This window comes from Ensifer oleiphilus (assembly GCF_013371465.1).
Classification (GTDB): Bacteria; Pseudomonadota; Alphaproteobacteria; order Rhizobiales; family Rhizobiaceae; genus Ensifer; species Ensifer oleiphilus.
The window spans coordinates 54931-68063 of sequence record NZ_JABWDU010000010.1; the positions used below are offsets into that span (position 1 = coordinate 54931).

At 58.8% G+C, this 13133-nt stretch carries 11 protein-coding genes; 5 read left to right on the plus strand and 6 right to left on the minus strand.

Annotated features, from left to right (window positions below; translation table 11 throughout):
* Positions 1–109 precede the first annotated feature (109 nt).
* The 3 genes from HT585_RS27410 to HT585_RS27420 all read left to right on the plus strand — a co-directional run bounded on the left by HT585_RS27410 (position 110) and on the right by HT585_RS27420 (position 1481).
* Positions 110–214, plus strand: coding sequence for a cupin domain-containing protein (locus HT585_RS27410; RefSeq protein ID WP_246707970.1), 105 nt, complete (start codon positions 110–112; stop codon positions 212–214).
* 304 nt (positions 215–518) lie between these two features.
* Complete coding sequence (locus tag HT585_RS27415; RefSeq protein WP_176355962.1) at positions 519–824, plus strand: hypothetical protein; 306 nt, start codon at positions 519–521, stop codon at positions 822–824.
* Between the two features lie 210 nt (positions 825–1034).
* Positions 1035–1481: an MEKHLA domain-containing protein gene (locus HT585_RS27420; protein WP_343214095.1), complete on the plus strand. Its 447-nt coding sequence runs from the start codon at positions 1035–1037 to the stop codon at positions 1479–1481.
* Between the two features lie 132 nt (positions 1482–1613).
* On the opposite strand, the gene HT585_RS27425 is transcribed toward HT585_RS27420, so the two are convergent.
* Positions 1614–3707: a carboxy terminal-processing peptidase gene (locus HT585_RS27425; RefSeq protein ID WP_176355963.1), complete on the minus strand. Its 2094-nt coding sequence runs from the start codon at positions 3705–3707 to the stop codon at positions 1614–1616.
* A gap of 379 nt (positions 3708–4086) precedes the next feature.
* Here HT585_RS27425 and HT585_RS27430 point away from each other — a divergent pair, with 379 nt between their 5' ends.
* Positions 4087–5466, plus strand: coding sequence for an enoyl ACP reductase FabMG family protein (locus HT585_RS27430; RefSeq protein WP_176355964.1), 1380 nt, complete (start codon positions 4087–4089; stop codon positions 5464–5466).
* Between the two features lie 56 nt (positions 5467–5522).
* Here the strand turns inward: HT585_RS27430 and HT585_RS27435 are convergent, their stop codons facing one another.
* The 5 genes from HT585_RS27435 to HT585_RS27455 form a co-directional block, all read right to left on the minus strand.
* Positions 5523–6185 carry a hypothetical protein gene (locus tag HT585_RS27435; protein WP_176355965.1) on the minus strand — a complete coding sequence of 221 codons (663 nt, stop codon included), beginning with the start codon at positions 6183–6185 and terminating at the stop codon, positions 5523–5525.
* Between the two features lie 16 nt (positions 6186–6201).
* Positions 6202–7386, minus strand: coding sequence for a gluzincin family metallopeptidase (locus HT585_RS27440; RefSeq protein ID WP_176355966.1), 1185 nt, complete (start codon positions 7384–7386; stop codon positions 6202–6204).
* Between the two features lie 34 nt (positions 7387–7420).
* Positions 7421–8191 carry a TfuA-like protein gene (locus HT585_RS27445; protein WP_176355967.1) on the minus strand — a complete coding sequence of 257 codons (771 nt, stop codon included), beginning with the start codon at positions 8189–8191 and terminating at the stop codon, positions 7421–7423.
* Positions 8192–8199: 8 nt separating this feature from the next.
* Positions 8200–9354 (minus strand): YcaO-like family protein, encoded by a 1155-nt coding sequence (locus HT585_RS27450; RefSeq protein WP_343214108.1) that lies wholly within the window; start codon positions 9352–9354, stop codon positions 8200–8202.
* Between the two features lie 67 nt (positions 9355–9421).
* A complete protein-coding gene (locus HT585_RS27455) occupies positions 9422–12490 on the minus strand; it encodes an ATP-binding protein (protein WP_176355969.1) in 3069 nt (1022 codons plus the stop codon).
* 339 nt (positions 12491–12829) lie between these two features.
* Here HT585_RS27455 and HT585_RS27460 point away from each other — a divergent pair, with 339 nt between their 5' ends.
* The gene (locus HT585_RS27460; protein WP_176355970.1) at positions 12830–13057 is read left to right on the plus strand and encodes a nodulation protein; all 228 of its coding nucleotides are present in this window, start codon (positions 12830–12832) and stop codon (positions 13055–13057) included.
* Positions 13058–13133 lie beyond the last annotated feature (76 nt).

The window sequence follows — 13133 nt, forward strand, 5'->3', positions numbered from 1 at the left end:
CTCAAGCGCCCTGCGGTAGACCTGTGCCGCATCCAGGCGGTGAACCCGCGAGATATTTCATGTCTTTGCTGGTCAGCTGGAGGTCTGCACGGTTCAGGAAACGGTTATCTTGAACGTCGGCGATACGGCCACGCTGCGCGTGGACATGGAGCATTGGTTCACCAACACCGGAAAGGAACCGGCAAGGCTCTTTCTCACGGTTCTCGGGCCCTGAGGTGCTTTTGGTTTGGAGTGCGGCCGCTTCGATAGGGGTTGCGGCAGTCATCAGCGTTGCGCGGTCTAAGCGGCTCCCCTCACCGGCACTCACCTTCACGAGGTCAAGATCACGATAGGGCAAAGCTAGCGCATTCCCGGACAAGGCCGATGCCAAGGCCCGACGGAGAACAATGGCATGCTTCAATTCGGGGCAACCTGGGCGGACAGTCATTGGATAGACGGTGGGTTGCGCAAAGTGTGAGTTGACCGTTTTCGATGGCGAGGCGACACTTGCAACCGAAAGCAAGGCAGGAGGAAAAATGATGACTGAGCCAGACCCCTGGCGCCACATGGCAAGCGCGCCGAAAAACGGCAGTCGGATCCTCGTCACGATCCGCCCGTCCGAACAGGGGGCGGCTGAAGTTGATCTCGCCTATTGGTCGAATGGCGACCAGTTCGGTGCAGAAGGATGGCGCGCCTCTGATTCCTCGCCCGGCCGCATCATCCAATACGCTGAGCCGGAATTGAAGTGCTGGATGCCGATGCCTTCGGCCAATCTCACTCGCACCTCTATGCCCTCCCCTTGGGAAGGCGAAGACGAGCGAGAGCTCGACGGGTCCGGAATTTAAGAACGCGCGCGAAGCCGCTCAGCGGCACTCAACATAGATTTGCAGAATTCTTCGCGGTGCTCCTACCATCAGAAACACCACCTACGCCGACAAATGCCGGCCGAAAACCAGAGTGGCAGCTACGGTCGACGCCGTATTGCCGGCGGACAGTGTATTGTATGGTAGCCTGCAAGTACGGACCGGCCAGCTGTGTGCGCCAGAAGGGAACGTGTGACGACCGCTCATGAAGCGCAAGAGATCGGCTTGCTGATCATTGCAAGCTTTCGTCAGATGACAGGTCGCAATCTGATAGATCCGGCGAGGGACAGCCTATGGCTCTATGCGTCCGCTCCCTTTGCCGTGCTCGCACACGATCGATCCGATGATCCGCGTTTCGTCTACGCGAACAAAACCGCCCAGGATTGTTTCGGGTATACTTGGGACGAGTTTATCGGGATGCCGTCGCGCCTTTCTGCGGAGGCTCCTGAGCGTGAAGAAAGGCAGCGCTTTCTAGACAGCGTTTCGACCCAGGGTTTCGTTGACAACTATCGCGGCCTTCGCATCGCGAAATCCGGGCGACGGTTCTGGATTGAACACGCAACCGTCTGGCAGCTTGCGCGCTCAGACGGCGAATATCTGGGTCAAGCCGCCGTCTTTCATAGCTGGAAAGATCTTTAATCCGCCATCCACCAGTTCTCGGCGACCAGCCAAACGCCTCACGCGGTTCGCACGATGCTCACCGAATCTCTGTTTGCGCCCAATTGGTGTGCTCGGGGCGGTCAAAAATTATCCTTCACCCGTGTCTGCCTATTACTTTGTGGCCGCCTTTAGAACGCCTTCCTCCAAGTCCGCCGCGTCGGCGAGAATAGCGGCGGTCTCGTTCAGCAAGACGTCTTTCGCATTCTTGCGGGCGTTCTCTAGGGCAATATCAGCACTCAGGCTGCGCTCGTTGGCATAGAGACCATCGTCTTCACCGGTATTTCCGCCATCGCCGGCTTGCGCTCGAGACTTGAGCCGATCTTCTCTATCAGCCAGCTCTTTGCGACGCTCGGCTTCGTTGAGGGAGATAACCCCTTTCTCGCGCTGCGCCTTAACGTCTGCAATGTCCTTCAGCAGGCGTTGGAAATCCGGATTGCCCTCAACCCGTGCATCGTGGCGGCCTTGTAGTGTCGGCAGCACATTCATCACGGTGTCGGCGGGCGCGTAGTTCGCGGGCTTGATCTGCGCCCACGGCAGGGCGTTGTCATAACTGGTCTCGCCAAAGCTTGTCGGATCGGAGAGTGCCGGCAAGCTGATGTCGGGCGTCACGCCGCGTAGCTGCGTCGTGCCGCCATTGATCCGGAAAAACTGTGCAATTGTCACTTTCAGCTCGCCGAATTCCGGCTTGTTGTTGCGAGCCATATCATCGAGATTGACGACAGTTTGAACGGTGCCCTTGCCAAAACTGGGTTCGCCAACGATCACGCCTCGACCGTAATCCTGGATTGCCGCAGCAAAGATCTCCGACGCCGAAGCAGACCCGCGATTGATCAGCACACCCACAGGACCTTTCCAGACAGGCTCTGGAAAGTCGGCACTTCTTATCGCGACCTTACCGTCGCTGTCGCGTTGCTGAACGACGGGTCCTGTGCCGATGAACAGGCCGGTCAAGTCAATCGCCTCCTCCAGGGAGCCGCCGCCATTGTTGCGCAGATCAATGAGAACGCTGTCGACTTTCTCCTGCTTCAGTTCGTCGAGGAGCTTTCTGACATCGCGGCTGGCACTTCTATAGTCTTTGTCTCCTTTGCGCCGGGCCTCAAAATCCTCATAGAACGCCGGCAGAGTAATCACCCCGACTTTGCGCGTGGCATCGCCCACTTTCACCGACAACACGACCTTCTGGGCAGCCTGCTTTTCGAGGCTGATCTTGTCGCGCACCAGACTGACAACCCGATGCGCGGCATCTGTTCCGGCATCCGCCGGCAGGATGTCCAAGCGCACGACGGACCCTTTTTTTCCTCGAATCAGTTGCACGACTTCATCGAGGCGCGTGCCGACCACTTCCTTTATCGCCCCATCTTTGCCTTGGCCTACGCCGGTAATACGGTCTCCGACCGCGAGCTTTCCAGATAGTTGTGCAGGCCCGCCAGGCACGAGCTCTCGGATTGTCGTGTAATCGTCGCGCTCCTGAAGCACGGCACCGATACCAACCAGCGAAAGCTTCATCGCGATATCGAATGCAGCAGAAGCGTTCGCGCCGAAATAGTCCGTGTGCGGATCTACCGACGTCGTGTAGGCGTTCATGAACGACTGGAAAACGTCGTCGCTCTTAAACTTGTAGGCGCGCTCGAGAGCGTTGGCATATCGCTTGTCGAGCGTTTCGCGAATAGCCGCGTCGCTCTTTCCGCCAAGTTTCAACCGCAACCAGTCGCTTTTGACGCGTTTGCGCCAAAGCTCGTTGCTTTCGGCCTCCGACTGCGGCCAAGGTGCTTTGTCGCGCAGCACGGCGTAGTTTTCCTGCGCGCGGAAATCGAAGCCCTGCTTAAGCAATTGGCGTGCATAATCCATGCGGTCGACAACGCGCTTGCCATAGACGTTGAAGATGTCGAAGGGAATCTTCAAGTCTTTCCGTTCGATGGCGTCGTCGATCTCGCTGCGGTGCGCCATGAACCTGTCGACGTCCGCTTGCAGGAAGAGCGCGCGGTCCGGATCAAGCGACTCGATGAACCGATCCATGATCCTCGCCGACAAGGCGTCGTCGAGTGCAACGGGCTTGTAGCTGAAGCGCGTGAGGAATTTTGCGCTCAACTGGGCCGCTTTTGCCTGTTGCTTGACCGGCTCCAATACAGGCGGTGAAGCGACGTCGGCATATGAGGGCTGCACGACGGCAAGAAAAGCGCCAAGGAAGACGTATGAAATGCGCATTCAGCGTTGGTCCAATTCTTAATGCCGATTGTCGATCTGCAATCTAGGTGGCGCAATTATGGTTTTTTGGCAACCGTGTGGATCATGCGGGACATCTAACGGCCCTTCGGCTCGCGGCGATTGAGTGTCGGGCCGCGTGTCGGCGAAGCCGTCGTTTCCGAAATCTGACTGCGGAAGTGAGGCCGAATTTCCCGAAGAATCGCTCTCGCACCTGCCTGTTTTGTCCGCCTTGGATAACATGAAACCCCTCCGGGAGTTCACGCATTGAAATGAACGGTCACGTAAAATGACTTCCTATTCCCGGTCAGTACGGTCATGTGATGATTGAAGTTCGTCTGAGTCATTGCTCGACGACCACCTGACCTAAAGAGCTGACAGCATGGAAAACCCGATCGCATTGAATCGCATCGCCGAAAACAACGTCTTCCGTAGGGGTGATGTTTTTGTCCTGTTCGGCGAACTGTTCGGTCGCGGATATGCGACTGGCCTGCTCGATGAAGCCCGGCGGGCCGGAATGGAGATCGTTGGCATCACGGTTGGGCGGCGCGACGAGAATAACTCGCTGCGGCCTCTGGACGCCGAGGAACTCTCTGCCGCCGAGGACCGATTGGGTGGACGGATTATCAACATACCTCTCATGGCTGGCTTCGATCTCGACGCGCCCGCCGGAGGCCCCACGCCCACGGACCTCCTGGCGAGCATGACGCTCGAAAGCTGGGAACAGGACAAGCTCGACTGGGATTACATCGCGCAGTGCCGGGAGATCGCCACGGCACGCTTTACGAATTCGCTTTCGCAGGTCATGGCCGTACTCGATGGAATGATTGCCGAGGGTCGCAATGTCTTCTTCGCCCATACGATGGCCGGAGGTATCCCGAAAGCGAAGGTGTTCCTGGTCGTCGCCAATCGAATCTACAAGGGGCGTGGTGCCCGCCACATGTCGTCGCAAGCCCTGCTCGACAGCGATATGGGCAAGCTCATCCTGCAGAACTTCGATGAAGTCTCGGCAATCACCTTTCGGCATCTCATCGACTTCAGCGCGGCGATCCGCGAGCGTGTGGAGGAATCGGGTGCGCAGGTCCGCTACACTGCCTATGGTTACCATGGAACGGCAGTCCTGATTGACGGGAACTATCGTTGGCAGACCTACACCAACTATACCCAGGGCTATGCCAAGATGCGGCTCGAAGGCATCGCGCAGGACGCCTGGGCAGCGGGCATCAAGGCAACCGTCTATAACTGCCCCGAAATCAGGACCAATTCGTCCGACGTTTTCACGGGTATCGAGCTTCCCCTGATACCGTTGCTGCTTGCCTTGAAGAAAGAGAACGGTGGCCAATGGGCAGAGGACCAGTGGCAGGCATGCCAGCAGCTTCTGGCAGACGGCTTCACGATGAACGATGTGATTCGGAAAATCACGGAGATGCAGGCCAACGAGGTCATGCGTCCCTTCTACGATTTCTCGGCGTGGCCCATGGCAAACAGCCAGGCACAGTCCGATCTGACCATCGGCACGTCCAATGAGATCACGCAGATGCATCGGGACGGCAAGGCGATGATTAGCGACCACTTGAGTGCGCTCGTGGTAGAGGCGACCGGCCAGCTCATCTTTGGCGAATCCTCAGCCCCCTCCGGTCCCGTCCAGTGGCTCAACCACGATATCGTGGCTCGGCGACTGAACGCTTCCCACTTGAAGAGGGAGCCTACCGCGCCGAGCATCGCACCAGGGACGACAGGCTCTCACCTTCAGGTTGCCTGACAGCTTCCCAATCCAGAGCATCCCGCCTTCAAGCGGGAACATTGAAGACGGTCCCGTCAATCTCGGAGCCGCTGTGGGGCCAGCGCCATCGTCTGCGCGTAGGCGAGCGGCGACCGGTTACCGGGCAGGTTTTCGTCCAGCACCAACGTTTTCAGATCGTCTGCGCGAATATCGAGAGATATCGCGCGCTCGAGTTTGTCGATCGACCAGACCGCGTAGCCGAATGCCGGGTCAAATCCACAATCGCAGCCGCAATCGCCTTTAGCGATCTTCGACGGTCTTTCTGATAGGCACATGATCTGCGGTTTTGGCAGCTTGTAGCAATGCCCCTCATACGCATAACCGTAAATCACGCCAATGCTATTGATGTAATTCTTCGGAACGTTCATGCTAACAGGAAGGAAGCTATAATACTCACCATCGAAAACGGCGATTGTTACGCCGTCGCCGACAACTCCCGAGCTCTTCATTATATAGTCGATAATATCGCTTATACGCTTCAGAAGTTCGTTGGCTATTTCGGCGTTTCCAAGACTTTTCAACCTTTTCTCGAGGTCGGATATAGCTTCCCTGATCGCCTCGTCTTTCTTCTCTCTTTCATAGAACTGGGCTGGTCGCCCATATAATCTAACGTCGCCCGGGCGATAATATCGATAGTCAATGATGTCTTTCAGATTTTGCACGGTTCCAACAACGGGATTAACACAGCAATCACTCATCTTTCCCTCCTTTGGCTTACCTTGAAGCGGTGATTTCACGCCAAGCGAAATTCTCTTCGAGCAATTCGGCCGCCGGACCCTGAGCTGCGGCCGTGACGGCATTTGCCGCTTCCTCAAGACGCAGAGTGTTCGGATCAAGCGTTTTCAACGCAGTCGCAAGTGCTGCGCCCACCGCGTCGCGTGCAGCGGTCAGTGCGAGCTTGAAATACAATGGCTTGGTGCTGAACGCCTCCGCTGTTGCCTGACGAAACGTGTCGAATTCGTCCTGCGCCAGTTCGCGCAGATCGACATCCAGAAGCCGTCTGTCGGCGCAACCATTCGCGACCAGATCGCGATGATAGAGCGCGACGATGCTGTCGAAGATGGCGCCAACGAACGGCAGCGCGCGGTCGTGCACCTCGCGGGTTACAGCGGACATTCGCCGGAAATTGGTCGCCAGGCGGATCTGCGTCTCGGGGCTTGTTTCCGCAAAGCGGTTCAGTTCGTTGTAGAGCAGCAGATTGCCTCTCGTTCGCCGCAAGAGCCGGTCAATCGCGGAATCGAAGTGCAGGAACGAGATCAGTGAAACGCAATCCGAAAACGCTTCGGAGAACGAAAAGAAGTCGCCATCAGGCGATGTCACGGTTGGTATGCCCGTCTCGGAGAGCATGACCAGATGCCCGACCTCGTGTGCGATCGTATCGAAGTTCAACGCGTAGGGTCTCAATATGCCATCGACGTCCGAACGACCCAGCTCCAGGAAGCCGTAGCCCGCTTGAGCATTGTCCCAATCGACAAATGGAACGATTTCGAGCCTTGGAAAGGTCTGATCGAAGAACCAGTGGACCCGCTGCCCCAAATAGCTCTGCCATATGTCGAGAACGAAACGCACGCAGGCGTAGGCGTGAACAGCAAGAAATGGACGGGAGGTTGGATCGATGTTGTCGAAGTGACGGTCAGGCCCCGGCCTCACCGGAGCGCGCTTCGCGCCGTCGAACGGCGGCAGTCTCGCGAGACCATAGGGCTGCTTGTCATAGAGCGGATCGGCGACATACATGGAGAGGTCGCTGGGCCCCTCTCCTATTTCGTCGCGCGGGATCGACAGCCACACGCGATCCGGCTGTTCGTATCCGGGGATGAAGGGTGGCTGGGGATAGATCCAGAAGCGCGTGCCGATGCGCGCATTGCCGGAATCGAGGGCTTCGTCTCGAATCAGACGCATCGCACAGTTGCCCCCACGATGGAAAATCCGGAAATTAAGGATTCAATTTATAAGTGTTAACTAAATTTGAGTCAATGCCGCTCGCTTCGAGATCCCGGACAAAGGTGTTTGTCGCGACCCACGCGTTGCTCACGCGCGGCCCTGTATTTGCCTGAAGCAGGAGGGTTGGCGCGCTTCGTAGCGCCAGGAGAGCATCCAGTTTCTTTTGTCCCACGATTTCCTTTCGCAACTCCTTGAGCCGCTCCTCGCGCCACCCCGCAGTGCGCAAAATCGCTTCCAGCCGACGCTCTCGAAAATTCGTGTTTCGCGCCATTGTTGTGAGCAAGTCGCGTTCGGCGGCCGTTAGGAAACGCCGGCGTGCCAGAGTGGAGAAGGTCCTTCGGAGATCGACCAATGCGTCTGTCAAAGGAAGAAAACCAAGCTCCGCCGGCCCCGAATGGACGGCAACCGCATCATCGGGGGCAAGCCGCCAGCGCCGATACCACCTGTAGATCAGGCCGACACCGATCATGCCGAATTCATTGAGTTCCGCCGCCCGGAGCGCGCCCATGCTCGCCGCACCGATCACGACGATGCCCTGTGCCATCGCCCATAGGATTTCCTTGTGTCGGACAGCCGGCCTATCCTCGAACTGACCGTCGATCAGGATCATCGCCCGCGGACGGAATGCGTGGGCGGACAACAGTATGTCGCCTTGCGCGGCAGGCTGCAGGTAGATGGCATCGAGAACAGGCGCTGCCTCAGCCAACCGAAGCGTCGGACCGAGAAACACCAGGATCGGACCCATTTTGCTCTCATCAGCCATGTGAACGCTCACCGCAGGATCGAAAAGGGACTGGCACCGGGAAGGATGGTTCTCACGCACTCAACACCTCTTTCGACATCCACTCCCACCGGCACAGCCAATATGGGCCCCATGCCGGCGGAAAGAATCCCGTCGATGAGCGCGGCGAGGTCCGAAACGGTGTCCACGTCAATTGCCGGGCGAGGCAATCCGGATGTGTCGGCAAGAATGAGCTGGCGGGCGTTGGCGACGATCTGGTCGGTGCTGCGCCTGTAGTGCTGCCGAGTTTGATCGTCGCGCGCGCCTGATATCGCCCCGGCCCGCGCGGACAAGGCTTCAAGCATCGCGCTTTCAGCCGCCGCAGCGATGCTTGGTCCCGCTGCATAGCCTTCGGTCGGAAGGGCAAGGATCGGTTCTCCGGGACCCGTTTCGATTGTCTGGCTCCAGACCACCGGAACATTCGCCGGCGAAGGGGCAAGCCAAAGGCCGAAGGAAATGTGGTGCTCGGCCGCAATGGACAGTATGTGGTCAACACCTTCACCCAGCCCGAGCGGGGACATACGCATTCGATCGAAGAAGCCATGGGTGGCGAAGGCGCGAGCGATAGCGTCGCGCTCGATACATTCGAACAGTCCATGCAGAAACGCATCAAGGACTGTCCTATGACAGGCGAGACCGGTGGTCGTGCGTAGGAACAGACCATCGTGGGCGGGTGGCGGATCCGTATAGCAGGTGTGAACCAGTTCCAGGGGGACCGGTTGCGGGACGCCAGCCGCGATATCGATGCCGGTGATCCATGGTATCGTCTGTTGACGCCAGTTTCCCCGGCGGTCGCGCGCCAGCAGATTTTCAAACAGGCCGTCAGCAATCTTGAGTGCGTCTGCTGTCGCGGAAAACACCCTCTCCGGCGGGATGGCTTCGGCGTAGAACCGCTCAAGCGATTCCATGATCGCCCCGACTGCCGCGACCGCTATCGCAAGGCCTCGCCCGAGGGATGTGACTTCGGAGAGGGCGGCGGGTCGAACGGCTTGAACGACCGGCAGGCCAATCCGGTCAAGTCCAGTCAGATCACCAAGGCGGGTTATGCGCGCAAGACGGCAGAGCGGGAGAATAGCTCGCAGGCATTGCTCAGCCTCGTGCGGACCTGGGGCGCGCGAAACGGGGGTTCGAAGGCCGGCAACGATGGCATCGCGAAAGGTTGCGAGGCTGCCGTCAAGACTTGACGGATCATCCGGTGGCGGGCCTGCTGGTTCAACGCTGAACGGCAACGCCAAGCTCCTGGATTGAATGCCTGGCCCGCTTTAGAAGCGCCTTTGCTCCTTGGCTCTCGGCAATTTCCACGGCTGAGGTCAGGTCGGCGACAATCGAACCCCTGGCGGCGTTGCCCCGCGCGTTGAGAACGGCGCGGCGTCGGTAGAGTTCGGCGAGCCAATAGGCATGGCCGGTTTCCCTGGATTTTTCGATCGCGTCGTTCGTAACCTCAACCGCCGCCTCATATCTTCCCGCAAGCCCGAGCAGCGTGGCGTGCATGGAGAGGTAGATCGGGAGATCTGCGACAGCGCCGAGGCTCCGCAAGAGAGACAGTCCGTCGAGAAACATCGCATGCCCGTTCGTGAGGCTTTCCGCATGCGCGCGAGCCCATCCGGCGAAGAGCAGCGACAAGCCGGACAGCGACTGCATCTCATGCACCTTCGCGAAGTCCGCCATTCTCTTCGAAATTTCGGCGAGATGCGCATGATCGTCCCGGTAAAACGCAGACACCGCTTCCGTATCAAGCGAATGCGCCTTGCTCGGCGCGTGTGATATCCGGTCAACGAAAGTGACCATCTTCGAAAGCGCCGTATCCGATGCCTTCGATTGTCCTGTCAGCCATAGCGAAAGAGCCAATTGCCCTAGACCACACACCTTGGCGTCATGGCCGCCAAACAACGTTCGGCTGGTTTTGGCCGATTGCTCGTCATAAAGCGCCAGTCCAGCCTTGATGGCATCCTGGGCCTCCTGGTGGTGGCCGAGGTTAAAATCAATCGCCCAGATGCAATGATTGACCTGGAGCTTGATCTCAGGATCGTCTGCCCCGGCCAGCATCGCCCGCACTTGCAGGGCGCGGTCGTGCATCACGCGAAAATCCGTTCCCGTGAGCCACCACCCCCAATAGATCGGAAACCACCTTGATTGATCTGCCATCGGCTGCCGACGGGCGATGGCCACGCCATCTTCATAGAGCTTACGTGCAGGAGGCGAGTTCAGCCCGACAAGACCGGTCAATATTGGACCGAGCGAAGTCAGTGCGGACAACTGTAGCGGCTCGATCGCATGTCCCTCACCCAATCGGTCGCAAATCGCCAAGGCGTGCTCCAGATAGTTGCGCGCCTCCACCATCGCCGATCGGCTGGAGCTTTCCTTGCCGGCGGCAGTATACAGTTCGATCGCACTTTCGACGTGTCCTGCTCGTTCGGCGTGTTCCGCCAACGTTCCGGTGTCGATCCAAGTGGCCATGTGGCGGTTTTGACTGACAGCCAGGAACAGCCGCCGATGCAATGCTTGCTGCTGCCTGCGCAAGAGCGCGTTGTAGATCGTTTCCTGAATCAAAGCGTGCCGGAACCCGTAGGCGGTATGTCCCCGCGCCCTGATGCGCACCAGGAATCCCGAATCGCTTAGGGTCTCTGCGGCTTTGGCCAAGGACGTCTTGCCAAGCCCTGGCAGCAGCGCACGAAGCAACGATAGCGTGAACCGGCTGCCCGCAACTGCGCCCGCTCGCGCAACGTCTCTGGCCGTGCCCAATTGGTTGAGGCGTGCATCCAATATCTCCTCGAATGCGGACACGTGGCTGGGTTTGACGTTGTCCGATAGGCTCATAGTGTCCGCGGCAACGTTCTCCGCGATCCATTGGCAGATTTGCTCGATGAAGAGCGGGACGCCGCCCGATATCCTCTCGATCACTTCATAGAGCCCAGGGAGCATTGCCTGCCTCTGTTCCGGCCATCTTGCCTCTATCGCCTGTCGTGTTTCGTCTCGATCAAGCGGGAGCAGGGTCAGGCGCGTGGGGTTGGCCGCATCCAGCCACTCCGCCGCAAAGCCGAGACGTGAGGTCGCGACGAGAAGAATTGGAAGTTGCCGGGCAACCCGAGCCGCCTCCGCCAACAAATCCTGGGAGGTCGGATCGATCCAGTGGATGTCTTCGACCGCCAACACGATCGGACCATTGGCACACAACGCCGCGAGTGCGCGAAACACAGCGCGAAATGCCCTTTCCCGGATAGCTTTGGGGTCTTGGTCGGCGAGCTGTTGATTTCGCCCCAACGCACCGAGCAAATACGCGAATGTTTCAATCGTTTCCGCGTCGCGAATGCCGTTTCGCTCAAAGAGTGTTGCCACAGCGTGAGCTGAAAGACCCAGTTGGTCGTCCTGTCCGGCCGCTGCAGCCATTATGCTGTTCAACAGGGGATGCAGCGTCGAGCGATGCCCCCCCGGCAAACACTGGAAGAAGAAAAGCCCTAATCGCCGGTCACGCGTCATCTTGCGGATTTCCCGCAGGAGCCGGGACTTTCCGATGCCTGCGTCTCCCTCCAGCAAGAGTATCTCGCCACCGGTCGCGGCGACCCTTTCCCAGCAGGCGGCGATCGTCTGTAACTCGCTCTCCCGGCCAATGAAGCGGCCGCCAAGGCTGCCGAACGCGTAGAACCTGTCGACCTCGATCTTGTGCCCGAGTGCACGCCATACGTTTTCCGGTTCCGTGAAGCCCTTGAGCGTCTTTACGCCTTCGAACACGAATGCGTGAGACCTGCCGGCCAGGTCGCGCGTGTCGCCTGAAACAAAAACGGTGTCTGGTGTGGCGATCTCTTCCAGACGGGTGGCTATGGCAAGTGCCGCCGCCGCAACCGGTTCCCCTTTCTCGTCCTGCGTCTCTTGAATGAGCGCGACGGATGTCGCGATACCGACGCGGACGTGCAAATCGTCACGCCCCGCCTCCCGGCCAACGCGTGCGCAGCCTTCGACGATCCCGAGGCCCGCGCGAATGGCGAGCGATGCCGCATCCTTCGCACCGATCTCGACGGGGAAGAGCGCAACGCCACCGTCACCGGCCTCATGCTGTATCACGCCGGAATGGGCAACTATCGACTGTTTCGCCGCATTCTGAAAGGCAACCATCAGGTCCTGATAGTCTTCTATGTCGAGCAGGTGGAGAAGTCTCGTCGACCCGACGAGATCGTAACAAAGGGCGGTGACGATCCGACGCTCGCCTCCGTATTCGGAGAGGCGTCCCTTGCGCCCCGAAGGTTTCGTCGGCTGTCGTGGTTTGCTGACCCGACTTTCAAGCATCCGTCGCCCCTACCGCTCGCGTGTATGCTGGCTCCGCAGTTCCCCTGGAATATACAACATAGCCGATTGGCATTCGCTTGTCGGCACGGCAATTCAACTGGCCGGCCTTGTCGCCAGCCGCGCAGCCGCTCGATTTCGCACGCAAGCCGCCCTCACCGGCGCGCAAGGCCGTTGCAACACCAATCGGCATTGCGGCAGGCCCTCGCATGGGCATCGAGAACCTCTCCCCGGAACAGCAAGACCTGCCTTGTTGCCACTTTCAACCTGGTGCGAGACAATCTCCTTAGCTGGTGGACTGAGGAGCGGATGATGGACTTCGAGAAGGTTGGGCGAAGCCGAATGATGATGCGGCTGCCACGGCATCGCAAGCAGATCTCCGACGCCAATTTCCTTGCGATCAACGCTTTGCTCGAAGCCTACGGCCAAGCTGCCGTCAAGCGCGATGCGTTGCGCGAGCAACGGACGCCAGACCCCACGGTCATGGCAGAATATGAAGATCTCTGTCAGAAACTGGAGGACGATATCATCAGGATACTGGCTAGCGTGAGCCCGCGAATGGTCAGATGATAGGTGGAGCCTCAGCGCAGGTCTCCCGGCACTGTCCCTTCAGGCCACTGTCGGTCGTTCTTGCTCCACGCGACCC

What these genes read in the sequence shown, in the direction of transcription:
- HT585_RS27440 (WP_176355966.1), bottom strand. Translation starts at nt 7,386, where the DNA reads ATGCGTCTGATTCGAGACGAAGCCCTCGATTCCGGCAATGCGCGCATC.
- HT585_RS27425 (WP_176355963.1), bottom strand. Translation starts at nt 3,707, where the DNA reads ATGCGCATTTCATACGTCTTCCTTGGCGCTTTTCTTGCCGTCGTGCAG.
- HT585_RS27460 (WP_176355970.1), top strand. Translation starts at nt 12,830, where the DNA reads ATGATGATGCGGCTGCCACGGCATCGCAAGCAGATCTCCGACGCCAAT.
- HT585_RS27445 (WP_176355967.1), bottom strand. Translation starts at nt 8,191, where the DNA reads ATGGCTGATGAGAGCAAAATGGGTCCGATCCTGGTGTTTCTCGGTCCG.
- HT585_RS27430 (WP_176355964.1), top strand. Translation starts at nt 4,087, where the DNA reads ATGGAAAACCCGATCGCATTGAATCGCATCGCCGAAAACAACGTCTTC.
- HT585_RS27435 (WP_176355965.1), bottom strand. Translation starts at nt 6,185, where the DNA reads ATGAGTGATTGCTGTGTTAATCCCGTTGTTGGAACCGTGCAAAATCTG.
- HT585_RS27415 (WP_176355962.1), top strand. Translation starts at nt 519, where the DNA reads ATGACTGAGCCAGACCCCTGGCGCCACATGGCAAGCGCGCCGAAAAAC.
- HT585_RS27455 (WP_176355969.1), bottom strand. Translation starts at nt 12,490, where the DNA reads ATGCTTGAAAGTCGGGTCAGCAAACCACGACAGCCGACGAAACCTTCG.